This is a genomic window from Streptomyces sp. NPDC034111 (genome assembly GCF_055575375.1).
The window spans coordinates 572,467-599,163 of sequence record NZ_JBVIST010000001.1; the positions used below are offsets into that span (position 1 = coordinate 572,467).

Annotated in this window: 21 protein-coding genes; 10 read left to right on the forward strand and 11 right to left on the reverse strand. The window is 65.6% G+C overall.

The window, feature by feature from the left end:
- From ACZ55A_RS02535 to ACZ55A_RS02550, 4 genes are all read right to left on the reverse strand, one after another.
- Positions 1-846 carry a transporter substrate-binding domain-containing protein gene (locus tag ACZ55A_RS02535; protein ID WP_468831961.1) on the reverse strand — a complete coding sequence of 282 codons (846 nt, stop codon included), beginning with the start codon at positions 844-846 and terminating at the stop codon, positions 1-3.
- 207 nt (positions 847-1,053) lie between these two features.
- Positions 1,054-1,785 (reverse strand): hypothetical protein, encoded by a 732-nt coding sequence (locus ACZ55A_RS02540; RefSeq protein WP_468831963.1) that lies wholly within the window; start codon positions 1,783-1,785, stop codon positions 1,054-1,056.
- Positions 1,782-2,291, reverse strand: a complete 510-nt coding sequence (locus ACZ55A_RS02545; RefSeq protein WP_468831965.1) for a hypothetical protein — start codon at positions 2,289-2,291, stop codon at positions 1,782-1,784. Before ACZ55A_RS02545 ends, ACZ55A_RS02540 begins: the two co-directional genes overlap by 4 nt.
- 529 nt (positions 2,292-2,820) lie before the next feature.
- A complete protein-coding gene (locus tag ACZ55A_RS02550; RefSeq protein WP_468831967.1) occupies positions 2,821-3,216 on the reverse strand; it encodes a cupin domain-containing protein in 396 nt (131 codons plus the stop codon).
- Between the two features lie 52 nt (positions 3,217-3,268).
- Between ACZ55A_RS02550 and ACZ55A_RS02555 the strand changes: the two genes are divergently transcribed.
- Complete coding sequence (locus ACZ55A_RS02555) at positions 3,269-4,261, forward strand: GlxA family transcriptional regulator (RefSeq protein ID WP_468831969.1); 993 nt, start codon at positions 3,269-3,271, stop codon at positions 4,259-4,261.
- A 111-nt stretch (positions 4,262-4,372) separates the two neighbouring features.
- Here the strand turns inward: ACZ55A_RS02555 and ACZ55A_RS02560 are convergent, their stop codons facing one another.
- Positions 4,373-5,557, reverse strand: a complete 1,185-nt coding sequence (locus ACZ55A_RS02560) for a M6 family metalloprotease domain-containing protein (protein ID WP_468831971.1) — start codon at positions 5,555-5,557, stop codon at positions 4,373-4,375.
- A 135-nt stretch (positions 5,558-5,692) separates the two neighbouring features.
- Here ACZ55A_RS02560 and ACZ55A_RS02565 point away from each other — a divergent pair, with 135 nt between their 5' ends.
- On the forward strand, positions 5,693-6,667 hold the full coding sequence (locus ACZ55A_RS02565) for a LysR family transcriptional regulator (protein ID WP_468831973.1): 975 nt from the start codon (positions 5,693-5,695) through the stop codon (positions 6,665-6,667).
- Positions 6,668-7,005: 338 nt separating this feature from the next.
- Here ACZ55A_RS02565 and ACZ55A_RS02570 read toward each other — a convergent pair whose 3' ends face one another.
- A complete protein-coding gene (locus tag ACZ55A_RS02570) occupies positions 7,006-8,259 on the reverse strand; it encodes a tyrosine-type recombinase/integrase (RefSeq protein WP_468831975.1) in 1,254 nt (417 codons plus the stop codon).
- 173 nt (positions 8,260-8,432) lie between these two features.
- Positions 8,433-8,711, reverse strand: a complete 279-nt coding sequence (locus ACZ55A_RS02575) for a helix-turn-helix domain-containing protein (RefSeq protein ID WP_366047089.1) — start codon at positions 8,709-8,711, stop codon at positions 8,433-8,435.
- 1,024 nt (positions 8,712-9,735) lie between these two features.
- Here ACZ55A_RS02575 and ACZ55A_RS02580 point away from each other — a divergent pair.
- Positions 9,736-12,075, forward strand: coding sequence for an nSTAND3 domain-containing NTPase (locus ACZ55A_RS02580; RefSeq protein WP_468831979.1), 2,340 nt, complete (start codon positions 9,736-9,738; stop codon positions 12,073-12,075).
- Positions 12,076-12,634: 559 nt separating this feature from the next.
- On the opposite strand, the gene ACZ55A_RS02585 is transcribed toward ACZ55A_RS02580, so the two are convergent.
- From ACZ55A_RS02585 to ACZ55A_RS02595, 3 genes are read right to left on the reverse strand one after another with little or no spacing between them, the layout of a single operon-like run.
- Positions 12,635-15,652: a type I restriction endonuclease subunit R gene (locus ACZ55A_RS02585; protein ID WP_468831982.1), complete on the reverse strand. Its 3,018-nt coding sequence runs from the start codon at positions 15,650-15,652 to the stop codon at positions 12,635-12,637.
- Between the two features lie 10 nt (positions 15,653-15,662).
- Positions 15,663-16,868 carry a restriction endonuclease subunit S gene (locus tag ACZ55A_RS02590; protein WP_238572544.1) on the reverse strand — a complete coding sequence of 402 codons (1,206 nt, stop codon included), beginning with the start codon at positions 16,866-16,868 and terminating at the stop codon, positions 15,663-15,665.
- Positions 16,858-18,360 carry a type I restriction-modification system subunit M gene (locus tag ACZ55A_RS02595; RefSeq protein ID WP_238572545.1) on the reverse strand — a complete coding sequence of 501 codons (1,503 nt, stop codon included), beginning with the start codon at positions 18,358-18,360 and terminating at the stop codon, positions 16,858-16,860. Before ACZ55A_RS02595 ends, ACZ55A_RS02590 begins: the two co-directional genes overlap by 11 nt.
- Before the next feature lie 272 nt (positions 18,361-18,632).
- Here ACZ55A_RS02595 and ACZ55A_RS02600 point away from each other — a divergent pair, with 272 nt between their 5' ends.
- The gene (locus ACZ55A_RS02600) at positions 18,633-19,550 is read left to right on the forward strand and encodes a DUF5655 domain-containing protein (protein ID WP_401854071.1); all 918 of its coding nucleotides are present in this window, start codon (positions 18,633-18,635) and stop codon (positions 19,548-19,550) included.
- 93 nt (positions 19,551-19,643) lie between these two features.
- On the opposite strand, the gene ACZ55A_RS02605 is transcribed toward ACZ55A_RS02600, so the two are convergent.
- The gene (locus tag ACZ55A_RS02605) at positions 19,644-20,393 is read right to left on the reverse strand and encodes a DNA-methyltransferase (protein ID WP_401854068.1); all 750 of its coding nucleotides are present in this window, start codon (positions 20,391-20,393) and stop codon (positions 19,644-19,646) included.
- Positions 20,394-20,999: 606 nt separating this feature from the next.
- Here ACZ55A_RS02605 and ACZ55A_RS02610 point away from each other — a divergent pair.
- The 6 genes from ACZ55A_RS02610 to ACZ55A_RS02635 all read left to right on the forward strand — a co-directional run bounded on the left by ACZ55A_RS02610 (position 21,000) and on the right by ACZ55A_RS02635 (position 26,677).
- A complete protein-coding gene (locus tag ACZ55A_RS02610) occupies positions 21,000-22,121 on the forward strand; it encodes a C40 family peptidase (RefSeq protein ID WP_401854065.1) in 1,122 nt (373 codons plus the stop codon).
- A gap of 71 nt (positions 22,122-22,192) precedes the next feature.
- Complete coding sequence (locus ACZ55A_RS02615) at positions 22,193-22,501, forward strand: DUF6112 family protein (protein ID WP_046929256.1); 309 nt, start codon at positions 22,193-22,195, stop codon at positions 22,499-22,501.
- Positions 22,501-23,190, forward strand: a complete 690-nt coding sequence (locus tag ACZ55A_RS02620; protein WP_468831990.1) for a hypothetical protein — start codon at positions 22,501-22,503, stop codon at positions 23,188-23,190. The genes ACZ55A_RS02615 and ACZ55A_RS02620 overlap by 1 nt, the downstream gene beginning before the upstream one ends.
- Positions 23,191-23,221: 31 nt before the next feature.
- Positions 23,222-24,616, forward strand: coding sequence for an SCO6881 family protein (locus tag ACZ55A_RS02625; protein WP_401854060.1), 1,395 nt, complete (start codon positions 23,222-23,224; stop codon positions 24,614-24,616).
- A 93-nt stretch (positions 24,617-24,709) separates the two neighbouring features.
- Positions 24,710-26,179 (forward strand): SCO6880 family protein, encoded by a 1,470-nt coding sequence (locus ACZ55A_RS02630; RefSeq protein WP_468831995.1) that lies wholly within the window; start codon positions 24,710-24,712, stop codon positions 26,177-26,179.
- A 42-nt stretch (positions 26,180-26,221) separates the two neighbouring features.
- Entirely contained in the window at positions 26,222-26,677 is a 456-nt protein-coding gene (locus ACZ55A_RS02635; RefSeq protein ID WP_238572552.1) for a DUF6238 family protein, read from the forward strand.
- Positions 26,678-26,697 lie beyond the last annotated feature (20 nt).

Below are 26,697 nucleotides of genomic sequence, written 5' to 3' on the forward strand. Positions count from 1 at the left end.
TCAGGTCCTGGGCCGGTCCCGGCAGGAGAGGGCGTCGATCGTCTCGACCCGCGGCTTGTAGGCGGTCTCCCAGGTGGGGTCGGCCTTCCGTACGGCCCACAGCGACGTCGCGAAGTCGTGGCTCCAGTCGTTGCTGCCGACGTACTCCCGCAGCGCATCGCGCAGCCGGAGGCAGTCCTGGCGGTGGCCCTTGTTCATGGCGATGCCGTAGTGGTTGGCGGAGCCGTAGGTGAGGTCGGGGACGACCCTCAGGTCCGGGTTCTCCTGGGTGAAGCCGTAAAGGATCATCTGGTCGGTCGAGACCGCGTCGGCAACCTTCTTCACCTTGAGGTCAGTGATGCAACTGGAGGCGTCCGGCCGCTCGTAGACCGCGATCCGGCTGTACTGCGGGCCCTCCAGGGTGGTGACGGAGGTGGTCCCCGGCCAGGTGCAGACGCGCTTGCCGAAGAGGTCGTCGGGCTTACGGATCCGGTGATCGTTCTTGCGCACCATGATGCCCTGGTACGTCGAGGCGTACGGGCCGGCGAAGTCCAGCTCCTTCATCCGGTCGACGGTGATCGAGAACGTCGCGACGACCAGGTCCTTCTTCTTCCCGGTGAGCACGGCGGTCCGGTCCTCGGACGGCACGATCCCGAAGTCCGGCTCGGCACCGACGGACTTGAGGACCTGCTGGGCGACGGTGATGTCGAACCCGGAGAACTTGTAGGAGTGCACCACCCCGGTGCCCGGCTGGTCGTTCTTCGCACCGACCGAGACCTTGCCGGAGGCGAAGAGCGACGGCGGCTCCGCCTCACTACAGGCGGTCGCGGTCGCGCTCAGCGCACCGACCGCGAACAGCGCCGCCACACGAAGCGCACGGTACCGCCGCCGCCCCCGCCGACGACGCCCCGCCGCCCCCCACCCTGCCCACGACCCCATCCCTCTCCCCCTTCTCCCCCACGGTTTCCCGCTACCTGCCCCGCCCGCGTATCCGCGCCACTCACACCGCTGCTCCGCGCTGCCGCTCCGTGCTGCCACTCCGTCTGCTTCAGGCCTCCACGGCCGCGCATCCGCCTACTCGTCGTACAGCACCGCGCCCGTCGTCCGGACGTCCATCCGGCAGCCACGGGCGGTGTGCAGCCGCACATCGATGCGTACGGTGCGGGCCCCCGCGCCCAGGACGAAGTCCGCGGTACCGCCGGGGCGGACGTCCTGCCGCTGGCCGGCGGCGCCCGAGGTGAGCAGCGAGAGCGTGGCGTGGGTGTCCGGCAGACAGGTCGGGCCGGCCGGGTTGTGATCGGCGATGTCCAGGGTCAGCCGCAGGGCGTTGCGCGGCTCCTCCAGGGCGGGCGCGTCCAGGCGCAGGGTGAGGCCGCGGTGGGCGTCGCCGTCCAGCGGCTGTCCGCCGTCCGCACGGACCTGCCCGGTCACATCGATCTCACCGTGCGTCAGAACGTGCCGGAACGCCAGCCAGCCACCGACCGTTGCCAGGACGGAGACCAGGGAGAGGACACCGACCACCCGCGCGTCGCGGGGCCTTCGGTCGAGGACCCGGGCGGCGGCGGCGAGCAGCGACAGACCGGCGAACACGCCCCACAGGGTGTACTGGCGGGCCGGACCGTCCGGCCACTCCGCGCCGGCCACCACCACCGCGGCGCAGGCCAGCAACAGGGGCAGCCAGCGCGCGCTGGGGTGCATCACCCACCGGATGATCACGTTCTTGATGTCATTGGCCGCGATGGAGTGATCGCCGTGCGCCGTCGGGCTGTTGTGGACGTCGCCGCCCCGTCCGCCGCGGTGACTCATGAGCCGTCCCGGGGACCTGCACTGCCTCCCATGTGGATATCGCCATGGATCTCGACGGCCGCGATGGAGCCCTGGCCGGTCGCGGTCGGGGTGTTGTGGACGATCTGCCCGCCCGCGAACGAGGCGAGCCGGGTGACGTGGTCCAGCAGGCGGGAGGCGTCGCGCCGGTCGACGGGATCCCGCAGCCAGGCGGTCACCGCGGCGAAGAGCAGATGGCGCTCCTGGTCGGTGAGGGCCGCGAGCAGTGCGTCGAGGGCGTCCGCGCGGCCGTGGTCGAGGACCGGCCGGTCGGCGCTGCCGGCGAGGTCCCGGTCCGCACCGCCGACGAGGTCCCGATCGGCACCGTCGCCGTGGCGCAGCAGCCGGCGGAAGAAGCCCTCGCCGGCCGTCACGGTGCGCTCGGCGATCCGCTGCTGCGCTGCGGTGACCACGGAGACGCCCAGACTGTTCGCGGCCAGGGCCAGATAGGGCGCGATCTCGGCAGATACGGTCGCGAGGTCGGACATCCAGATCTCCCCCTGATCCTGCGCCGGGCACCACGCCACAACGCCCCTACGGGAAAGGCGTGTTACCCATGTGGAGACTGAACCACACCCACACCAATGTGGGGTTTCGAGTCGGTTTTTCGCCGTCTCCCCCAGGACCTCCCACGAAACGGGCAAGGACACCCTGTCGTTGCACAGTAAACTGTCGCTGCACCACCCGCTCTCCCCTCGCCTCACCCCCAACTCGCCGGATTCTGTGCAGCGTTCGGCGCGCCGCCCCGGAATTCCGGGCTCCGGCTTGACCGAGGAGAGGAAGGAGGTGGGGCGATGTCAGGCATGAGTAAACCCGGCAAGAAGTGGGCCGACCCCGGCAGATGGCAGGTCGGCATCGGAATGCTGGGGCTGCTCGCATCGATCATCGCTACCGTGGGGCAGTTCTTCCAGTAGAACGCCCACCCTCGAAAGGACCCGGTCGGGGCCACGCCGCACACACGCAGCGAGCCCGGCCTGCGGCAGGGCGACCGGGCTCGTCGGGGGGGGGGGAGGCCTGTCAGGTCTCGAGTGCGTGCCCGGTTGTCGCATCGACATGGTCCGGGATCTCGTCGTGACGATCGCCCACCGTCGGTGTCCCGGTGGGCTCGAACACCAGGATGGCGGCACCGGACGGAGCGTACGGCTTGTGCTCCGTGCCCCGCGGGACGGTGAAGACGGCACCCTGCGGGAGCAGGACCGTGCGCTCCCCGGCGGGTTCTCTCAAGGAGATGTGCAGCTCTCCGTCGAGCACGAGGAAGAACTCGTCGGTGTCGTCGTGGACGTGCCAGATGTGCTCGCCCTCGACCTTGGCGATGCGGACGTCATAGTCGTTGACGCGCGTGACGATGCGTGGGCTCCACAGGGCATCGAAGGAGGCCAGAGCCTTGCTGAGGGAGATGGGTTCCTTGCTCATGCGCTCATCCTTCGCCGTTTCGTACGGCCGGCGTGAGTGCTAGGAATTGCATATGCCGAAAGAATCCTCGCACGCGGTGCGCTCAGCGGGCATCCACCGCGTCGTCGTGATCGTGGACGAGAACTCGAACCCCTTCGAGCTCGGCTGCGCGACCGAGGTCTTCGGTCTCCGCAGACCCGAAATCGGCCGTGATCTCTACGACTTCAGGCTCTGCTCCCCCTCGCCCCACACCCTGATGCGGGACGGATTCTTCACGCTCACGGGAGTCGCCGGTCTGGAAGCGGCCGACACCGCGGACACCCTGATCGTCCCCAACCGCCCCGACGTCGAGGTGCCCCGCCGCCCTGCCGTGCTCGATGCCGTCCGACGGGCCCACGCACGCGGTGCACGCCTGGTCGGCTTCTGCAGCGGCGCATTCACCCTGGCCGAGGCCGGAGTCCTCGACGGACGCCGGGCCACCGCGCACTGGCAGTGGGCGGATACCTTCCGGGCCCGCTTCCCGTCCGTCCGGCTCGCACCAGACGTGCTGTTCGTGGATGACGGCGACATCCTCACCGCCGCCGGGAGCGCGGCCGCGCTCGACCTTGGACTGCATGTGGTCCGCCGCGACCACGGCGCGGAGATCGCCAACGCGGTGAGCCGGCGACTGGTCTTCGCGGCACACCGGGACGGCGGGCAACGGCAGTTCGTGGAACGCCCCGTCCCCGACCTGCCGGACCAGTCCCTGGCACCCGTCCTGACCTGGGCCCAGGAGCGACTGGACGAACCCCTCACAGTGTCGGACCTTGCGGTACGCGCAGCCGTCAGCCCGGCAACGCTGCACCGCCGCTTCCAGGCCCAGCTGGGCACCACGCCGCTGACCTGGCTCACCGGGGAACGACTCGCCCTGGCATGCCGTTTGATCGAGCGGGGCGAGTCACGCTTCGAGCTGGTCGCCCGACGCAGCGGTCTGGGCACTGCTGCCAACCTGCGCAGGCTGATGCGCCGCGAGACCGGCATCACCCCGTCGGCATACAAGCACCGGTTCGGGCCCGAGGTGAGTTGACCGGGCTCCAGGCGGCAGAGCCCGACGCGACGAGCACGCTGGTGGCCCGGCTCACGGTGGTGGCCCGGCTCCTGGAATGCGCCGGGGCCGGGGCACCACCGTGTGCATGACCTACGACTTGGTGACGCGCACGGTCTCGCCGTACCCGTCGGCGCTCAGCACCTCGATGCGGACCCCTGCCGCGGAGTCGGTGAACGTCTCGTCGGCCCAGTACGGGGCGTCGTCCAGCGGGCGACAGCCCGACGCCGGGGTGGCACTCGGCTTGGCGTCCATGACCCGGATCGGTCCTTCACCGGTCTTCACGGAGGTGTCGACCTTGTAGACCAGCGCACCGGTCGAGCAGAGGCCGGTGTCCGCCTGGACGGCGCGTCGCGACTCGACGACGTACGCGGTGGTGGGGCCGGTGGGTATCACCGCCATCTTGGTGCCGGAACCGTACTCGACGGCGGTGAGGTGCACGGTGTCGCTGCCCGCCGTGGCCCGGCACACGACCTGGCTGTCATCGGTCCAGCCGAGCTTCCAGGACTGCCAGGCGAAGTACTGCGGCCCGGCCCCTCCTATCAGGCCCATCACGTCCCATCCGCCCACGAAGCGGTGGGCGTCGCTGCCCGCATCGAAGGCGTACAGGTCGGGCAGCCCGAAGGTGTGGGCGGTCTCGTGGCCCAGCAGCTTCTTCCCCCAGTGCCACATGTCCTGGCCGAAGGTGACCGCCCACTTGATCCGGCTGCCGTCAGCGACGACACCCGCCGATCCCGGCTCGTACACATACGTGGGGGTGAAGGAGATCGCCGACGCGTTCTTCGTCGGCACGACATAGACCATGTCGTACTGCGAGAAGTCCACGTTCGGGTCGGCCGCCGTGACCGCGTCCTTGACGTACGCCTCGTGCTGCTCGTGCGACAGTCCGCGCGCGTATCCGTAGTCGGTGGAGTTGTGCGGCATCCGCACCCAGCTCCGGTGCTGGGTGATGCCGAGCCATGCCTTGCCGTACGAGGCGTTCCACAGCCAGTCCGCGCCGGGCGTGAGCTGCGCCGCGTCATCGGCCGGGGTCTCCGTGGCGGGGGCGTCCGGGAAGTCCACGAAGATCATGGCGACCTTGATGGTGCCCGTCGGGCGCTGGAACACGGAGTAGTCCGTGTCGTGTCCTTCGTCCGTCCAGCCGGTGGTGCCGCGCAGCGCACAGGCGGACGCACTGTCCGCGGCCGTGGCGGCACGGGCGGGCGGGGCGCCGACGAGCAGCAGAGGGAGCAGGACGGCGAGCAGCAGCGGCAGCAGCGCCGGCCGTGCGCTCGGCACGAGCCCGTTACCCGGCAAGAGATATGGCCGTTTCACGTGATCACTGCCTTTCCTGAATGGCGTGTGACATTTCACATAAGACTGCGGATGCACGCCCCTGTCCGAAAGCTGTCGTCGGTCCATAACATTCGCGCCATGGACTTGGAGATACGGCATCTGCGGGTGGTGTGCGCGATCGCCGAGGCGGGGAGCCTCACCCGCGCCGCCGCCGTGCTCCGTATGACGCAACCAGGACTCAGCGCCCAACTACGGCGTATCGAGACCGCGCTGGGCGGGACCCTGTTCGACCGGCGACAGGCGGGCACCGTCCCCACGCCCTTCGGTGAGCTGGTCATCGGACGGGCCCGCGCGATCCTGCCGGGCTTCGACGGGCTGCTCTCCGACACGGCCCGCGCCGCCCGCCGCATGACGGCCGTGGACCGGATCCGTGTCGGTTCGGTCGGCGCCCCGCTCCTCGGTCATCTCCTGCTGGCCGTCCAGGCGTTGCTGCCCGAAGCCGACCTCACGTGCCGCTGCCAGTACTCCCCCGCCGCTCTGCTCGACGACCTTGCCGCGGGCCGGCTGGAGGCGGCGGTACTCGGCGACCACCCCGACCAGGAGCTGCCGCAGCGTGCGGGCGTGGTGCTCCACACGCTCGTCACCGAACCGGTCTTCGCCCTCCTGCCGGCGACCCACCCGCTCGCCGCGCGGAACGAGGTCGCACTGCATGACCTGCTGGAAGAGGACTGGGCGGTGCCCCGGCCCGACGGCGACCGGACCCGCGAATACTGGGCTTCCGTCTGCGCCCTGACCGACCGCGCTCCGTTCGCCCCTTACGAAGCGGAGGGACGGCAGCTGATCGAGATCGTGCGGGCGGGTCTGGCCGTCAGCCTCTGCCAGGCCACGTTCATCGAGGTTTCCGGCGTCGTGGTCCGCCCCCTGGCCGAAAACCCCTTGTGGTACCGGCATCTTCTGGCCTGGCACTACGACGGCCCGCTCGCGGCCTGCGGCACGGAGATCCTGCGCCGAGTCGCCGACGGCTATCTGGCCGCCTGCGCTGACAGCCCCGCATACGCGCGGTGGCGGGAGCGGAACCCGCATACGGCACGACCGGTGGCGGTCGGGTCCTGAACCGGAGATCGTGCCTTCCCGGTGCCCGTGGCCGAAGCCGGGCGTCGTCGGCGGCCCCCTCAGCCGACGCGTCCGCCCCCTGACGGCCCGCCACATGCGTGCACAACGGGGTGCACTTCCGCGCGGGAACTCCCGGGGAACCGCAGGCAGGGGAGGGAGGCGCAACGGGGGCGCCTGACAACCTGGCCAGGGTGTTCGGCCTGTTCAAGGGCTACAGGCGGCGGACGAGTCGGCCTGTACGCCGGGTTCTGTCCACCGCGGAGAGGATCTTGCCCTTGACCTGCATGTTTGCATGATCTTTTCGGGATTTTGGGCCCGCGGGGACTTCTCGGGGACTTTCAGTCGAGATCGGTGAACCACGCCTCGATGGCGGAGACTCCTCGGGCGCCGGCCTGCGGCATGAAGTGAGTGTAGGTGCGGAGAGTGAAGGCCGGGTCGGAGTGACCGAGCCACTGCGCCAGCGAGACGATCGACTCGCCCGCCTCAAGCATCACCGAGGCAAAGGTGTGCCTCAGGACGTGGAATCCATGCTCCCGGCTCGGCTCCCAGACTCGGGTGGCCTTCTCCCCCGGCTTCGACTTCGCGAGGGGCGGGATCACCCCGGCCTTGGCGAGCGCCGGCTTCCAGGTCTTGGTGTTCCAGGTGGTGCGGTTGATCGCGCCGCCTCGTGTCGTACTGACCAGGAGCGGGATCGTGACCGTACGCCGCTTCTCGCGGGGAAGGTCCGGCTCTTCCGGGTCGAGCCATGGCAGGGTGACCAGAACGGGCTTCAGCCGCTCCTGGTGCGTCAACAGCCGCTTGGCAAGGGTGGCCGACAGGGGGACGTCGCGCTCCTTGCCGCCCTTCGGCGGGCCGAAGTAGAGCTGTGACCGGTGCCGCAGGATTTGCCGCTCGATGTGCACCGAGTCTCCGTGGATGTCTCCGGGGCTGAACGCGAACGCCTCCCCCTGTCGGAGGCCGCACCCGACGCCGAGGTCGAGCGCCACCTGGTATCGGTCCGGGAGCCCCCGACGAACGGCGTCCACCCGCGACTGCTCCCAGGAACGGGCTTTCCGTTCCGGCTTCTTCGGCGGCTTGATGCTGCTGTTGCCCTTGCAGGGGTTACGGAAGATGCGCTTGTCCTCGACCGCGGCCTGCATGATCGCCTTCAGGTAGATCCAGGCGACGTGCGCCGTGCCGGCTCCGACCGCGCGCTGCACGTCGGCGGACCATTTACGGAGTTCTGCGGCGCCGATGTCCCGCAGCGCGGTCTCGCCCAGGTATGGCAGTACGTATCCCCAGATCCGATAGTGCATGCTCTCCCGCGTCTGCGCGGGGTGGACCTGCGACGGCCACCAGTGCTTCTCGACATACTCGCGGAAGGTGATCTCACCGTCGCGGGCGTCTACGAACTCGCCGCGGCGCGAGTCGGTCTGCGCCTCGGCGAGCCACGCCTTAGCGTCCGCGACCGTGTCGAACGAGCGATCTTGAACGTCCGGGATCCCCTTCACCCGGTAGCGGGTGCGCTTCCCCCAGAGTTCGGTGCGCTCCCGCTTGCCGGTCTCCTTATTCGGCCGCTTCTTGAGCCACCTGTCCTCTATGTATCCCGCCATATGAAGCCCCTTAAGGTCGGACAGTCAATTCACAAGGCACATCCCGCACCTTGCTCAGCACAAAGACGACCTCGGCCTGCACGAAATTCCGGGTATCGTCCACGACTTCAACTCGTGGCCTCTGATGCCTCAACCCGCCCCGACCGGTACGACGGCAAGATGGACCTTCCGCATCAGGCGACCGTGCGCGGCGAACGCCGCTGCGGTGCCCTGTTCATCGGGCTAAGGGCCGGGTTCGAGCGCGAATCGGCTTCCTGTTGTTCCGCCAGCCATGCATCGAGCAAGTCCCGGCGATACATGACCCGCCCGCCAGGGCCCATACGGAAGCTGGGCGGCCCCTGCCGCCGGTGACGCCAGACGTACAAGGTGTTCGTCGAGATACCGAGGTATGTAGCAGCGTTCTCCACGTTCAGGAACGCTGTCTCGACGAAAGGCTGCTTCTGATGACTCATTGGATATCTCCGGGTGAGAACTTCGCCGTACCGGCATCCGCGCCGGTCTCCCACCAGCAGCGCAGCAACGATGTGCGGGCTGCTCCTGGTAGGCAGAGACCAGCGTCCGGAGAAAAGCCGGTTTGGACCGGCCGCGATTAAGTGCTAGACAGCCGCTCTACCAGCAGGCCACCTGATCGGTCCGGCGGGCACTACGTATGCCGATATGCCCATCAGAGCATCGGGGGGATGCAGGCCGCCGACGTGAATGCCAAGTACAAGGAGACCGCGCGGCGGGCTGGCGGTCGACATCATCGAATGACAAGGTCGCAGGTCCTGAACAGCACGTTTGTATCTTTCAGCGCTGTCAGAGCCTTCCCTGCTTACGCGGTGGAAAGTCCCTCAAACCTCTCCCTGGGACAGGCATGAAAGTCCTTGAGGCCGTCCCAGGGTGTGAAGCGGATGGTGTCCCGCCGAGCGATATAGCCGATCAAGATTCGTGAACGCGCGGGTATCTGCCGGCGGCGTGCGCCCGCTTCCGGTGGCTGCTCCCTGAGCAATGGGCGGGCCTCCGGAGCTCGCACCCACGACGGCGTCGTCGCGCTGTGCAGCCGCGTGTGCGCTCCGCCCAGGCCGACGAAGTCGGCTATCACCTGGAGGTGCCCCCTCAGGCGCAGATCGTGACCGCTCGGCATGAAGGTGACACACACGGAACGGCCGGATCACCCACGCTCACCCGACAGAACCACTGGCAACCAAGCCGTCCCGGTCCCCAGCAACCTGAGCAAGGCGAGCATTACGAGGGCCTCGTCTCTGGCGCGGCGTCCCCACCGACGGTCGCTCCGCTTCGCTCATCACGCCAGTAAACTTAAGGTAGCCGGGTATCACAACTAGTGCTCACACTGCTCGATCACGCCACCTGAACCAGCAGCGACATGGATCTTTAAACTCAATACCTTGCACGGCGCAAACCGAAGTTACCAGCGTGACGGCCGAGTTTGCGCTGCGGGGACAGGTGCCACATGGACGGAGACGACGAGAAGGCATGCCACCCCTGCCGCGCCCGGGCGCAGTCGCCGCACCCGGCTCTCCCGCCTTCGCCCTCCATACCCTGGGGTGGCGTGCCTTTCAAGACCTGTGTGCGGCGGTCCTGCGGCACGTATGGGGGCAGTCCGTTCATGCCTTCGCCGACTCGAACGATGGGGGCCGTGACGGTGCCTTTTATGGCTCATGGCAGCAGCCAGCCGCCTCCACGGGGATCCAGGACTTACCCGCCGGCCCATTCGTGCTGCAGTGCAAGCACACCAAGAAGTCAGACAGTACCCTTGCCCCCTCCGATCTCGATGAGGAGTTCGCAAAGGTCAAGTCGCTTGTCAGGCATGGGATCTGCCACAGCTACGTCCTTCTGACCAACGCGCGAGTCAGCGGAACCTCAGAAGCCACCATCTGCGCTCGGCTACGTAGAGCCGGAGTCATCCACCCCCTGGTTCTTGACGGCCAGTGGGTGTGCGACACCATTGCCACCCACCAACAGCTGCGCATGTTCGCGCCCCGGGTCTACGGACTGGGCGACCTCTCGCAGGTCCTCGACGAACGCGCGTACGTTCAAGCGCAGTCGCTCCTCGGTGGCTACCTCCGCGAGGAGTTGTCAACCTTCGTAGTCACCACCGCCTACCAGCGAGCCTTGAGAGCCGTACAAGAACACGGCTTCGTCCTCTTGCTCGGAGAGCCCGCTGCCGGTAAGTCGGTTATCGCTTCGACCTTGGCCATGACAGCTCTCGACGCGTGGGGCTGCCTGACCGTGAACGCCCACGACGCCGCCGCACTCGTGCAGCACTGGAACCCACACGAGCCGAACCAGTTCTTCTGGATCGACGACGCCTTTGGTTCAGTGCGCCACGAGCAGCAGCTCACCGACAGCTGGTCACGGCACATGCGCAAAGTCATGGCCGCCGTCCACGGTGGAGCAAAAGTCGTACTCACATCCCGCGACTACATCTATCGCGACGCCCGCCCTTACCTCAAGGAATACGCCTACCCTCTGCTTCACGAACAGCAGGTGGTCGTCGACGTTGCTCAACTCCCCATGGCAGAACGCCGCCAGATCCTCTACAACCACGTCAAGCGCGGCGACCAACCGCGCGAGATCCGAGCGGCCATGAAGCCGCATCTGGATGCCGCAGCCGCCGCAGAGCCCTTCCACCCTGAGGTGGCTCGACGCCTAGGCAAGCAGGCATTCACCCGCCACCTTGAGCTGACCGCGGACGGTATCACTCGCTTCATGGCTCGCCCAACCACGTTCCTCCGCGACGTCTACACAGAACTTGGCCCCGACGAGAAAGCCGCCCTCGCCCTCACCTACCAAGCAGGCGAACAACTACCGGCACCCCTCAGCCTGGACGGCCCACAGAGCGAGGTGATCACCCGGCTTGGCAGCACTCCTGCTGGCGTCAGCCGCGCACTTCACGCACTGAACGGCACCTTCCTGCGGCTCTCCCATCCGCCCGGCAGCGGCACCGCCAAAGCATGGTCGTTCCGGCACCCCACACTGCACGAAGGCTTCGCCGAACTCATGGCGGATGACCCCAATCTCCTGGGCGTCTTCATCGCCGGCTCGAACTGGCGCACATTGCTGAACCGCATTGACTGCGGCACGCAAGGACAGCACGGCACGCTCCTGCGCGTCCCGGCTTCCCTTTACCCCACGGTTGCCCAGCGCCTACATGACATCGAACCTGAAACACGAGGGCAGTGGGGAGATCGATCCCTGTGGCACGCCTTCTTCGCTACACGCTGTTCCGATGCGTTCTTGAAGGTCTACACCGAAACCGACCCACAGTTCCTGTCACGCCTGATGGACGAACGGTCATTTCTGTACACCAGTCTTGATGCCACCCATGAGGCCAAGGTTCTTGCCCGCCTGCATCAAGCTGGTCTCCTCGGACCAGACGAGCGCGGGCGCATCCTGCAACGAGTCACTGAAGTCGCCGTGGAGGCACCCGATGCTGGGTGGCTGCGGCTCCCCGAGTGGCAAGTCCTGCTCACCGACACTGACCGGGATCATCTACTCAAAGAGGTACGAGCCGCACTCATACCCAACCTGGAATCCACACTTGACGACTGGTACGACAACCAGGACCCCAGCGTTGATCCGTCGGACTACTACCAGACCCTGAAGACAGAGCTCCGGACGTTTCGGGAGGCATTCGATGCCGACCACCGAGCGGCAACAGCTCTGGACCACGCGCTGGAACAGATTGAGAAGATGATCGAGATCGCATATGAAGGCTACGATCACGTACCGTCGAACTTCGCATCCGACGGTCATGCGACACCACGCTTGTCCTCGTGCAACCGGAGTATTTTCGACGACATCGACACCTGACATCCCTCCCCCTTAGCACGCATTCAGCCTCCGCAGGACCCCGCGGCTGACGCTGGTTAGGTTGTTGCAACACCCATCCAGCAACATCCGTAGCGCCGCACTGCCCGGAAGAACCGGCCGTGCGACCTTTGTGGCTACGGGCAGATAGAAGAGGACCATGGTCCGACCGTCGCGCAGTGCCCCTTCGGGGAATGGGCGGCGCCATGGCCGCCCGATTCCGTTCGGGGAACGGTGGGCCAGCGAATCGGAGAGATCCCTGATCCGAGAGTGGTGATCAGCCGCAGTCTTCGGCAAAGACTCGGGAGATCGTCAAGGTACCGCCGACGCGCAGGTATTCCTCGGAGGTCTCTGGCCCCGAGGCCAAAGCGCCCAGCGGTCGAGGCGGTATGAACGCCGTCTCCCCAGACCACTAGATGCTCCGGTCCAGCTTCAACAATCCGGGAGCGCGGCGCTCGCCTGCATCACAAGGGTCTTGCACGGGAGGATGTCCACCGGATCTGCCAGGGTCGCCGACGTAGAGGCGGACGCTGGAGCGTCTCCACAAACCCGTCTCGTCAGGTCAGTAGTTCGCAGCGATGTATGCGTAGGCCCGGTCAAACAGAGCTCCCGTCGGCGGCAGACCGTACTCCTTCAGGATGACCCGAAGCTGGCGGCGAACTTCTCGATCCCCAGGTTGACTGGCCTGCCAGCCGGTGTACCGGGTCTGAAGAACTAGGGCATCGATCTTCTCGATGACGCTCTCCAGGATTCGGGGAGTGAAGTCGGGCTGATACTCCAAGAAGATCTGGGTGAGCGCGCCTAGCCGGGGATCGGGCAAGATCGCTACTTCACCGAGTCGGCCCTCGCGCTCGGCGCGATCGGCCCTCGCAACGTCCCGGGCAAGTTCGAGGATGCGCTTCAGATACTCGACGCTCTGTGTCGCATCGATAATTTTCGTCTGTCGGAGCTGTTCCAGGCGCTCGGCCAAGCTCTCGTAGAGGGGGTGAACCGTGATGCCGGCGAGCTTGCGTGCGAGACGCTTCGCGATGCTGTCCAAGACCTCGGCCGCGGTAATGGGCCTCTCATCATCTGGATCATCAAAGCCAAGATCGAGCTGCTGGATGACCTGGACCATCCCCGCGTCAAGTACGACTTCCTCCAGACCGCTTGCATCGATGCGAACGTCGCCAATGTGCCTGGCGATAAGGTTCTGCGTCTTGGCCCCAAGCCGCATCCATAGCAGTTTGTCTGAAAGCTGCGACGGCTGGATCGAGGCATAGATCTTCGCAAGCCAACGGTAGTCCGGCTCGTAAGTGCGCAGTTCAGGTGCCGGCCAAAGGAACTCGAACAGGCCCTGCGCCATGATGAATTCCTTGGCGAAACCCTCGCGCGGCTTGGTCGTCGCGAGGCGCTCCTGTGCCTTTTGCAGAGTCGCGAACCCGGCATCGGTTCGGTCGATGCCATCGAAGCGTGCGAGAGCGGTAGCGATGACATGCGCCAGTTCGCTGTACAAGTCCTCAACATCGATCAGTGGCTTCTTCCGGCCGGTATACCCAACCTTCAGAGCCGCGGCCAACTCCTTGCCGAGACCGACATAGTCCACGACGAGACCATGCAACTTCTCTTGTCCAGTGACTGGATTGGTCCATCGCCGATTCGGCCGGGTGATCGCCTGAAACAACGTGTGCGCTCGAAGGGGCTTGTCCAGGTAGATGACGCCCTCTGCCGGTGCATCAAATCCTGTGAGTAGCTTGGCCGTTACGATCAGGATCTTGAGGGGATCCTCCGGGTCACGAAAACGCTGCTTGACCTTCGCCTCTGCTGCTCGGTCGCGGTCGTAGACCCACCACTCTTCAGGATCGGGATCGTCCTTTCCTGTCCGGCAAGTCATCACCACCGTGCACTCCTCGTCCTCACCGAGGAGCTCGCTGATGGCATTTTGGTATGCCACGCACATAGCGCGGTCGTATGCGACGACCTGTGCCTTCAATCCAAGCGGGGCGATCTTGGCTCGGTAGTGACGCACGATGTCGGCAGCCACGGCGGCGATGCGATTCGGTGACGCCATGATCGATGCGACGGTGCCAGCCTTCCGGGTAATCAGCGACTGTTGTTCATCACTGATCCCCTCCTCTGCCGCTAGCTCCGCGAACGCTTGATTCAAGTTGGCGGCATCGATGTGGAAGTCGACGAGACGAGTCTCCACGTGAACCGGCAGGGTGGCTCCATCTGCAATGGAGCGCTCTACCGAGTAGTGGCTGAGGACGTGCCCAGGGTCATCGGGGTGGCCGAAGTTGTCCCAGGTGTCGCGGGGACCGATTGAGATGGGAGTACCTGTTAACCCGACCCTGGTCGCCTTGGGGAGCGCCGCGCGCAAGTCCCGCCCCAGGCGCCCATCTTGAGTTCGGTGCGCCTCATCGACCAGCACGATGATGTTGCTACGCCTACTCAGCACACCCGCGTTCGCAAATCGGAAGACTGTGGTAACAATCACGCCCCTCCGTCCCTTCGTGAGCATCTTCCGAAGCTCAGGGGCGCTCTCCGCAAGGGCTGTGTCCATCACACCGACGGCCCGAAACTCGGAGGCCAGCTGTTCGAAGAGATCAAGCCGGTCGAGAACGACTACGATCGTGGGCGCATCAAGCGCTGTCGACTCCTGGCGAAGTTTGGCCGCTGCAAAGGCCATGAGCAGGGTCTTCCCCGAGCCTTGATGGTGCCACACCAAACCCTGGTCCCGCAAAGGATCGCGCGCTCGCGTGACAATGCCTTCGACCGCTTCTACCTGGGGATAGCGCGGAATCACCTTCTTGGCCACCGTGCCAGTGGCTGAGGCCTGATACGTAAAGAAGGTGTAGGTGTTGATGATCTCCAGGATCAGCTCGGGACGTAGCAGCAGTTCCGCAGATCGGAGTATGGCTTGGAGTGACGGCATGCGGATGGGGTCCGCTGTCGAGGCCCACGGCAGCCAGTGCTCGGCTGGCTGCCCAATCGCGCCATAACGCAACTCCTTACCTTCCGTAGCGAAGGAGAAAACATTTGGGACGAAGAAGCTAGGCGTCCGTGTCTCATATATGGAGTGAACGTCATTGGCCCCATCAAACCAAGAAACGGAGCTGTCGACTGGGGTCTTTGTTTCCCCGATAACGAGCGGAAGGCCGTTCACCCACAAGACAATGTCGTATCGACGGGTGTCAGCACCTACGAACACGACCTCGTTCGAGACGATCAGGGAATTCTTGTGGGGGGCGGAGTAGTCGATCAGGTGAACCGGGACATCGCGCCGGGTGCCAACGAATCGGTGCGTGACCTGCCCGCGCAGCCATTCGAGCATTTGCCGGTTCGTTGCAAACAAACCGTCGTCGCTCACTGCCAGAAACAGAGCCCTCAGCTTCGGAAGCACCTCGTCCACGCGGGACGGTTTCTTGGCAATGGCCGGGTTGAGACGGATCAGAGCTTCACGGACCTCACCTTCCACCATCGGTGATGTCGGCAGCCTGGCCAGGTCCCTCCCCGGGACGTGTGTCCATCCCATGTCGGGCTCGACCAGCCGCGCGATGAGCGCAGCTTGAACCGTCGATGCCTCCGACATGCCCCCCATAAAGCCCTCCTCAGTTCAACAAGTGGTCATAACTATCAGGAATCAGATGGCGCCCAGAGAGAAGATCTTCAAGAAGCGCATTTCGCAGATCCTTCGCAGATCCCAGCTTTCGCTCCAGCGCAGACACCGTCTCCCCCTGTGCACGAAGCAGATCCGCAATTCTCTGCTGTTGCGGAAGTTCCGGAAACGCCACTTCCAGACTCATGATCTTCTGCTGGCTAACGTTCACCATCGACGCGCTGGTTCCGGTGGCGGCGGCCGTAAGGCGACTGCGCACCTCGTCGGTCTGCATTGCGTATGCGAGAAAGTCGGGATCAACGACCTCCGGATCGCTCACGAGTCTGAGCGTCTTGTCGCAGAGGAACAACCCTGGGCGAACTTTATGCACACGGCAGACCATCCCCACTCTCTCGGGAGAGTTTGCGCGAGTCATCAGGACATCGCCCTCCTGCACCTCCCACCGGGGGTCCAGGAAGATACCCGAAGTCACCGCCTTGCTCTCCTCTGCTACAAAGCCAGCCTGCTGAATAGCAGATACCTTCAGCACGCCTCGCTCATCTGCGCTGGGGGGCCGACGCTCGGCCTGGAAGCTCTTGCCGGCCTCGATCCTTTCAATTAGCGAGCGGAGTGGCGTCTTCGGGAGAGACGAGATTTCATTCTCACGCACTCTCCCCGAGGTAACTACAGCGGCGCGGAGTGCACGCTCGCAGGCCGACACCATAGAGTCTGCAGATGAAATGAGATCGACGATTCGCCACTGCTCGGCGATTGAAGGAATGGACACCTCAATCGCGAGAAGCTGGCTCGGAGAGACGCGCTTTCGACGCTGGACGGAGCCGGTCGCTCTCTCTGCCATCTTCCCCCAGAAAGATGACCTCTGGCAGATCAGTGATGCAAACTCTGGAGTGATCCTAGTCGAATCCAAAAGAAAGGTGGGGAATTCGGGCGACACCACAAACCCATCGAACTCCTCCGGTACGACAGCAATAGGCCCTTCCCAAGCTGTCAGCTTACGCATGACGATGCGATTGGGACGCAGGACATGTAGCTTCGGATAGCTCGTCTCAGTATCTTTCAGCACCCCGCGGTTAAATACACCGCGCCCCTCATTGTAAACACCCGCATAGTCAAACTTCGAGCCCGGCTCAACGGCGATCGTTTCGATCTCCAACTTAGCGATTTCACCAAGGGGGAGCGTCTCCCAATTACTGCTCATAGCCTGCCGCCTTCAGTCTCGCATCGAAGCGACTCTCCGCCTCACGCAGAGAATCCTGAGCTTGACGGAAGTGTTTCAGAGCTGAGTGCACGTCTACGGATTCAACTACGGCAGACTTGAGATACCGACCAAGATTGAGGTCCCAGCCATTCTTTTTGATCTCGGCACGAGGGGCCCAGTAGGTTGTTACGGAGCCATCCAAGGCATCTTCGCCGGATCGGTAGCTATCGATGATGGCCTTAAGGTCCGAGGCATCCATCGTGTTTCGCGTCCGCCCTCGGACATAGCGTTGCGATCCATCGATGAATAGAATCCCTTCCTCCTTCCTATTCTCCCGAATCCGAGAATTAACCGCACGGAAGATCATGATGCAAGCAGGGATGGACGTCGAGTAGAAGAGATTCTGCGGCAGGCCAATCACTGCCTCCAGCAGGTTTTCGTTGATCAGACCGGCGCGAATCTCGCTTTCAGCAGCACGAAACAGGGCACCGTGCGGCATTACTACACCGACACGCCCTTTCTTTGGATGCATAGAGGAGACCATGTGCTGAATCCATGCATAGTCTCCATTACCTTTGGGCGGCGTTCCCCAGGATGATCGCTTCCAAGGGTCGTTCTGCCACGCCTCACCTCCCCAGTTTTTTAGGGAGAACGGAGGATTGGCGATCACGACATCGAATCGCGCCAACTGATTGCGGGAATCATGAAACTTAGGGGTTCGGAGCGTATCGCCACGCTTGATATCAAAGTCCTCGATATCGTGGATGTAGAGATTCATCCGCGCGATGGCTGCGGTCGTGAGGTTTACCTCCTGACCGTACAGTCGGAGCGTGCGGGTATCCCCGCCAGCATCCCGAACCTCATTGACCGCTTCTACAAGTATTCCTGCAGAACCGCATGCCGGGTCATAGATTGATTCGCCGGGCTGGGGATCCAACAGGTGCGTGAGCAGCTGCACAATTGGCGGCGGCGTGAAGAACTCGCCAGCCTTCTTTCCCGAAGCTTCAGCGAACTCTCGTAGAAGATACTCGTAAGCAGCACCGAGCATGTCTCCTGAGACGGAACCCGGATCAAGGTTGATTTCATCAAAGCTCTTGAGCAAGTTGTTCAGCGCGTGCTCGGGGAGACGGTCGGTATTTCCCCAGGCCACGTCACCAAAGATGCCCCCGAGAGTAGTCGGGTTAGCCTGCTGAATCAGGTCCAGCGCCGTCTGAAGGTGAACACCAACATTCTTGTGTTTCCGGCGGATATCTCGCCAGTGGCACTCATCCGGCACCTGGAAACGATAGTTATCGGGGTGCAGTGCTAGAGTTTCGTCGTTACCAAAATCAATAAGTGCTCGCCGGTGCTCGTAGTCCCAAGTGTCGGAGATGCGTTTGAAGAAGAGCACCGGGAAGACATAGGCTTTGAAGTCCGCATGCTCAACAGGTCCGCGGAGGCTGTTGGCCGCAGCCCACAGCCGTGATTCAAGCTCCGGCAGGGTCACGGTCACTCTGCGCTCCTTCTAGGTCATGCTCGAGGGGTGGAAACAGGCTACCGGCCACCACGGACAGCCGAGCCCAGACTGCGAACGTCCAGCACGTAAGACGTTGCTGTCCTGCCCAGCCACCGATCGTATCGACCCCGGCACAGCAGGGCCCTCACGCAACTCTCGCCCTGGGGTGTTGCGCAGCTTCGTGACGATGCAGTCAGGTCATCAGCCGGAATAAACCACCGCCGTCGCCGATTGTTCGTTCGCAATGATCAAGCCAGGGCGGGAGGCACGTGAGTAACCTGAAGGTCTTCAGGGTGAGGGGCGGGCGAGCCACCGAGATCCCCGGGGCGTCCGTGGGTGTGGAGCGCGAGTTGCAGTCGCTGATCGAGGCCAACATGGAGGCGATGCTCGGCATCCGCTTCCTGGCCAGCGAGTACACAACGGGTCGGCACCGGGGCCGGATCGACTCTTTGGGCCTGGACGAGAACGGGACTCCGGTCATCGTGGAGTACAAGCGCTCCCTCGATCAGAACGTGACGAATCAGGCACTGTCGTACCTGTCGTGGCTCCACGACCACCACCACGAGTTCGAGAGCCTGGTCAAGGAGAAGCTCGGCACCGAGGCGGCCGATGCGATCGACTGGAGCAATCCCCGACTCGTCTGCATCGCCGGGAACTTCACGCACCATGACACGGTGGCCATCGAGATGATCGGCCGTCGCATCGACTTGGTGAGCTACCGGGTCTTCGATGATGTGCTTACGCTGCAGCTGGTCGCCTCCGTTGCCGGCGCCGCAGCCCGGGCTCGAGGAAAGGCGCCCGCCGCGTCCCGAGTCTCCAGTGCGATTTCGCCGAAGTCGGTTCAGCAGTACCTCGACGAATCGCCGAAGGATCTTCAGGATCTGTACGCGGAGCTCGATGAGGTGCTCCTGTCCCATGGGGATGTGCAGAAGGAGCCCCAGTTGCACTACATCGCGTACCGGCGGATCAAGAATGTCGCCACGGTGCGCGTCCAGCCGCGCAACCGGATGCTGGTGGTCAACCTGAAGCTGGACCCGGGCACCGTGGAGCTGGAGGAGGGTTTCTCTAGGGACGTCCGCGGGCTGGGGTGCCTGGGGATCAAGGACGGTGTCGAGGTGCGCATCAGATCGCGTGATGATCTCGCTCGGGCCGGTGAACTGATCCGGCAGAGTGTCGACATGGGGTGACTCCAGAGACGGTCAAGGGCGGTTGCGTCATCGGGTTTCGATGCCGCAACCGCCCTTTCTGCTTCTGGCCCGGTCGGCTGGGGTGTCTGGCTCTCACTCTTCGGGTCCGGCGAGTTCGAAGTCGTCCTGGGTCAGGACACTGCGGAGGCGCGTTTCAGCGATGCCTGCGTAGTGGTCGGAGAGTTCGACGCCGATGAAGTTGCGGCCTTCCTTCAGTGCGGCGATGCCGGTGGAGCCGGAGCCGGTGAAGGGGTCGAGGACGGTGCCGCCGGGCGGGCAGACCTGGACGAGCTGCTGCATGACCTCGACCGGCTTTTGGGTGATGTGGACGCGGTCCTTGCGGGGCTGGGAGGCGATGTAGTGGCCGGGCAGGTAGAGGTCGCGGGTGTTGTCGAGGCTTCCCTTGACGCCCCAGAGGATGAACTCGGAGTCCTGCTTCGGGCCGCCCTTGCGAGGTCGTGAGGCTGGCTTGATCCACGGGATGGTGCCGGACCAGGTCCAGCCGGCCATCTGCAGGGCGTCCGAGGTCGTCGGGTCCTGCCTCCAGTCGGAGAAGACCATGACGACGGCGTGTTCGCGGCTGACGCGGTAGGCCTCGGTGAGCAGTTCGCTCAGCCATGCGCGGTAGGAGCGCTGGTCGCGGTTCTCCCCGGGGAAGTTGGCCAGGTCGTGGCGGGCGTCGCCGCTGGTGTACTTCGCCCGTGCGGTGCGGGCGGTGCGGTCGGAGCTGGTGCGCCCGCCGGAGTTGTACGGCGGGTCGGTGATGACGCTGTCGACGCTCTCGTCCGGGAGGGACTTCAGGACGGTAAGCGCATCGCCTCGGTGCAGGGTGTACGACGACATTCGGCGGATCTCTCTTTCCGGAAGACGGCCTCATGCACGCACCCTTGGAACGGGATTTGCGTGCCAGTGCTGCTCGGGACAACCGCATGGGCGGTTCCTGGGGTGAGCAGTGGGCCGGAGGTTAGCGCCTTTTTTCGGCCGCACCCAATGACGTGATCTTGGTCGTTCCTTTCATGATCGCGTCTCGTTTGGGGCGGCCGGATTTTGTCTCTACAGTCTCGGCGTGTTCGCAGGACGGGGACTGTTCCCAGCCCTGTTGGGCTGTGCTGATGCGTGTTGCCTCGTCCAATCGGCGGCCCGCTCGGCACCCGTGAAAACCCTGACGGATGTGAGGGAGAGGAATGCATCATGTGGCGTCTGAGATTACGGGCGCGGCTGGCTGCCGCGTTGCGATAAAGGGTCCGGCACTTCGGAGTTAGCAGCTTCGAAGCACGGCCCTCCCTTCGGGGACTTTCGAATGTTTAACCGGCGTGGTGCCGGTGGCCTTTTCGACGAGAACGCCGGCGCCACGCTGCCTACGAGTAAGGAGCTGCTGATGCAGCATGCCCAGGCGCGCCCCTCGCCCGAGCCGGATCTCCGGATACGCCAAGCGTCCGGTGGCTGGCTGTGAAGAAGGTCGCTGCGATAGCCGGGGGCGTTGTCCTCGCCCCGGTGCTGTTGATCGCGCCCATCGCCGTCGCCTTGGCCGGCGCCAGCAACGCCCAGGCCGCCTGCGGTGAAGCCGGTGGTGCCGGTGCGGTGGACGCCAAGGCCGTGGCCAAGCAGGTGGAGTCGATCCTCAAGGGCAGTGGCAAGGGTTCGGTGTCCGTTGCGGGGCTGGACAACGCCAAGGAGCAGATACCGAACGCCAAGACCATCCTGGCCACCGGCCTCGCGATGAAGGTGCCTGCGCGGGGGCAGATCGCTGCACTGGCGACTGCTTTGCAGGAGTCGGGGCTGCGGAACTTGGACTACGGCGACCGGGATTCTCTCGGTCTGTTCCAGCAGCGTCCCAGCCAGGGCTGGGGCACCGCGCAGCAGGTCCGGGATCCGGTGCACGCCTCGACGAAGTTCTACGAGGCGCTGCTGAAGGTCTCGGGCTGGCAGTCGATGACCGTCGCCCAGGCCGCGCAGGCGGTCCAGGCGAGCGGGTTCCCCGATGCGTACGCCAAGTGGGAACCGCTGGCCACGGCCCTTCAGAAGGCCATCGCCAAGAACCTCCCGGCCAAGGACGGTTCCGATAAGGGCGCCACGCCGGATGCCCCTGATGGTGGGTGCAGTACGGGAGGCGACGGGAGCGGGTTCGGCCCGATCCCTGCCGGGGCCGTTCCCGAGGGTTACAAGATTCCGACTGATGCGCCCAAGTCGGTTCGCACGGCGATCCGTTGGGGCCTGGGTCAGCTCGGCACCCCGTACCAGTGGGGTGGCCACTGCACCGATGCGCACGGCCAGGACCCGATGGGCCACTGTGACTGCTCGTCGTTGATGCAGGCGTCGTACAAGGCCGGCGGGGTCTCGATCTCCCGGACCACGTACACGCAGGTGAAGGAGGGTAAGGCGGTCAGCGTCGATGACCTCAAGCCTGGCGATCTGCTCTTCACCCGCGGCACAGCAGCCGCGCCGGAACACGTCGGGATCTTCATCGGCCAGGGGCTGATCCTCCAGGCTCCCAAGACCGGTGACGTGGTCAAGATCTCGACTCTCGCCTCCTGGCGGCCGGATGTCCTCGCCGCCCGCCGCATCGTCTGACCGACCTCTCTCCCCCTCTCCTCTTCCTCTCTTTCGGGCCTTCGCATGCCCTAATTCGCACTGGAGTTCCCATGAAACTCATGCAGCACGCCCAGTACCTGGCTTACAACCCCGGCGTCACGCCGAAGCAGGGCGGGCTTCCCGGTCTCGATGTCCTGAAGAACGTGATGGGCAGTATCAACCTGTTCGGCATCATCGCCGCGGTCGGCGCCCTGGTTATCTCCGCGGTCGTCTGGGCCTGGGGCCACCACAGCGGCGGCCACCAGGCGGAGGCCAACGGCAAGAAGGGCACGGCGGTTGCCGCGGGTTGCGCCCTGCTGCTGGGCGCGGCCAACGGCATCGTTGCGTTCTTCTCCGCGATGGGAACGCAGGTCCACTGATGCCGAAGAAACGTCTCCGCATTCCCGAGGAGCGCACGTACGGAGAACCGACCTCGGTGCTGCGGCGCTCGCTGATCGGCGGCATCATCTTCGCGGTGCTGCTGGCCGTCGCCGGTCTCGTCGCGTATCTGAACCGTACGGACAGCCCAGCCTCGGCGAAGCCCTCTCCGCCGCCGGCGTCCGCTCCGGAGTCGTCGCCCTCTCCCGAGGCGACTGACAGCAAGGGGGTGGCTGTCGCGGCGCCGCCGAAGACGAGCGATCCGATCGTGTTCGCCAAGGCGGCCACGAAGGTCCTGTGGACGTACGACACTCGCTCGTTCTCCCAGGCCGAGCATCTGGCCGGGCTGAAGCGGTGGATGACCGGCGAGAAGAAGTACGCCGACTGGAAGTCCGTCACCAACCAGGTGCCCAGCCCGGTGCTGTGGTCGCGGCTGCATGACAACCGCCAGCACGCGAGCGCCACGGTTGGCGAGGGTCACTTCCCGCAGGCGTTCAAGACCGCCTTGGCGCAGAATCCCGGTGCGATCACCGAGGCGTACGTCTACGCCGTCACGGTCACCGGCAACCAGACCCTCGCCTGGAAGGGGTCAGGAGCCGGGGCCGAGGCCCGTTCGATGACCCTCGCCGTCCAGTGCCGCCCGCACCAGAACTGCGCGCTGGCAGCCGTCCTGCCCAACGCCGCGCCATGACCGCCCTCAACCCGGATAAGGAGGTGCCCTGATGGGAGCCTGCGACCTTCCTCTGATGAATACGGTCTGCGACGCCGTCGGCGGCGTCGTCAGCTCCACCGGCGAGGCGGTCACCGATGGCATCGGTGCTTGGATCGCCAAGTCGATGGGCGAGGTGGCCCAGTCCGCGGCCGACCTCGCGTCCAAGGCGGTCGATCAGACCACCGCTATCGATCTGAATGCCGAGTGGTTCCGCAACAACTACGAGCTGCTGTTGCCGATCGGGTTGATCCTGACGGTGGGCACGTTCTGCCTGCAGCTCACTCGTGCTGCCTGGCGTAGGGATGAACGTGCCCTTGCCCAGGCTGCGTTCGGGACCATGGTGGGCGTTTTCTTCGCCTTCGCTGCCATCGCCTGTACCACCGTCGCCATCACTGTGGTCGACGCGCTCAGTGCCGGTCTGTTCAAGGCGGCCAACAGTTCTGTTGATGATGCGGTTCGCCGCATGATCAAGGTCAATGAGCTGGGGGCGATGTATGGCCTGGGCTGGGGTGTCCCCTCGATCATCGCGCTCGGCTGCGCCATCGGGGCGTTCTTGTACTGGGCTGTGATGGTTGCCCGCAAGGTCGGCATCCTGGTCTTGGTCACGCTGGCGGTCTTCGCTGGTGCCGGCGGGGGCTGGGAGGTGGCCAGGCGCTGGCGCCGCGGCTGGGTCGAGGCCACGGCAACCCTGGTCGTCAGCAAACTGCTGATGACGATCGTGTTCTTGCTGGGCGTCTCGGCCATGGGCAAGTCCGACTCGCACGGTGGGCTCGCTGCCCTGTCGGATGCGATCGCGGGCATCGTCGTGATGGTCTTGGTGATGCTCTGCCCCTACGCCACCTACAAGTTCATCCACTGGGCCGCTGATGGTGGGGGCCACGATGACCTGCACCGCACCGGCGTCGCCGGCATGGCGGTGGCGGCGGGTGCGGCCAAGACCGCAGGCCAGCTCGCCATGCAGGCGGGCACGGGGACGCCTGCTCCGCAGGGGCCGCCGAAGGTGCCGGGCCAGGGCACGGATGGTGTCGCCTCCGGCATTGATCCGACCGGCGGTTCGAGCGGTGGCAGTAAGCCGAAGCAGACCCGTTTCCGCTACGGCGAGGACCCCAACGCCACGGGCGACAAGGGCCGGTCGCTGATCCAGCGGCCTCCCACGGACGGCGACCGCGGCCAGCCCCTGATCCAGCGCCACGACCAGGGGACCACCTCGGGCACAGCGGCAGCCTCGGCACCGGTCTCCTCCGGGCCCGTGCCCCAGGGCGCCTCGGCCGCAGCGGGTACGCGGATGGACCCGCCTGCGCCACGGCCCAGCGGGCCGCCACCGGCAAGTGGGCCTCCTCCGCAGGGCGGTACCACGCCGCAGCGGTGGATCTACCCCAAGCCACCGGGTGGCTCAGGCTCGTAGCCCTCACCTGACGGGGGCGGGCGCCTGGCCGCGCTCGGCCCGCCCGCCCCCCTTCCCACTTCTTTTCTCACCACGTCCAAGGACGGCTTTGCCATGCATCCCGACACTCCTCAGCCTGACGGCCCGGCCACCGTGAAGTTCCCTCATCGCTCACGCCGCGGTATCCTGCTCGGCCTCTCGGTCGCCCAGCTCATCGTCGTCACCCTCACCGGCCTGGCCCTGCTCGGGGTGCTGATGCGCGCCGGCGTCGCCGGGGCTCTCAAGCTCATCCCGCTGTGGGTGGTCATCTTGTCGGCGGTCTTCATCCGCCACCGCGGACGGTCCCTCGCCGACTGGGCACCCATCGCCCTGCGTTACGCGCTGCGGCGTTTCAAGGGCCAGCTCATCTGGCTCGCCCGCCCCTCCCGCCGACCCCGGCGCGAGGGCCTGCTCCACCTGCCCGGCACTGCCGCCTCCCTGCGGGTGACCACCTCGCCCGACGGTCAGTTCGGCGCGGTGCACGACCCGCACCACGGCACCCTGACCGCTGTGGTGAAGGTGTCCTCCCGCGCCTTCGCCCTGCTGGATCCGGCAACCCAGGCCAGCAATGTCGCGGGCTGGGGCCGCACCTTGGCCGCCCTCTCCCGTACCGGTCACATCGCCCGCGTCCAGGTGCTGGAGCGGACCGTTCCCGACTCCGGCGACGCGCTCAACCGCTACTGGAGCGAGCACGGCAACGCCGACGCCCACATGGCCGGACCCATCTACAGCGAACTGCTGGCCGCCGCCGGTCCCGCAGCAGCCCCGCACGAGGCGTACGTCGCGATCGCGCTCGATCTCAAGGCTGCCCGACGTCTGATCAACCAGGCCGGGGGCGGACTCACCGGTGCCTTCGCCGTCCTGTCCCAGCTCACCTCCATCTTCGACCAGGCCGCCCGCAACTCCGGCCTCATGCCCAGTGGATGGCTGGGGGCAAGTGAGATCGCCGCTGTGATCCGCACCGCCTACGACCCGAAGGCGTCCGCGGCCCTGGATCAGTGGTCGGAGGCCGGCCGTCCGCAGGCCGACCCGGCGGCTGCCGGCCCGGTCGTTCTGGTGGAGAAGGCCGACCGGATCCAGACCGACTCGGCCCGCCACGCCACGTACTGGGTCGAGAACTGGCCCCGCATCGAGACCTCCCCCGGTTTCCTGCACCAGCTCCTCTTCACATCGGGGGTGCGCCGCACGCTGTCGCTGACTTACGCGCCCAAGGGGCTGGATGCCGCGCTCAAGGATGTGCAGCGCAAGAAGGCCACGGTGATCGCGGATGCCGCCGAGCGGCAGCGCAAGGGCCAGGTCGACTCTGAAGAGGACTCGGTCGAGTACGCCGACATCAAGCAGCGCGAGCGCCAGCTGATCGCCGGCCACGCCGATGTCGCCCTCACCGGCCTGCTCACCGTCAGCGCCGACACCGACGAGCAGCTCAACGCCGCCTGCGCGGCGATCGAGACGGCCGCGATATCCGCCCTCCTCGATCTGCGGCTGCTGACCTGGCAGCAGGCCGAAGCCTTCACCAACGCCACCCTCCCGCTGGCCCGCCCCTAGCGCCCCAGCTGCACCACCGCGCTCAACCGAAGGGCCCCTTTCATGCCGACCGCCCCCTTGCCCGACCTGGCTGAGGACTTCGTCCCGTTCGCCACCGCGGCGCTCGACTTCCACCGAGCAATCAACCTCCCCGCCGGGCCCGTGGCCGCACACCGCACCGAGCTGGACGCCCTCCACGCCCACCTCACCGCCCTGTACGGCCTCCTCGACGCCCACACCAGCCGCACCACCCCGGTAGCTGAGGCCGAGGGCGATCACCTGAGGGCCTGCCGGATCCGGCTGTGGCAAGCCGCCGAGCACCTCCACGACGCCTACCACGCAGCCCCACACCCCGGCACCGGCCGCCTCCTCACCCGGGAGGCGTGCCGGGCCCGTCTCCCCGAGGGTGCGCCGGAACTCACCGTGTGCCAACGCCACCTGGCCACCTCCGCCCAAGTCCGCCTTGACCACACCCCGGCCGATCTGCGCGCCCCCTTCACCGGCCTGATCCGCCACTGACCGCTCTGGAGCACCACCAC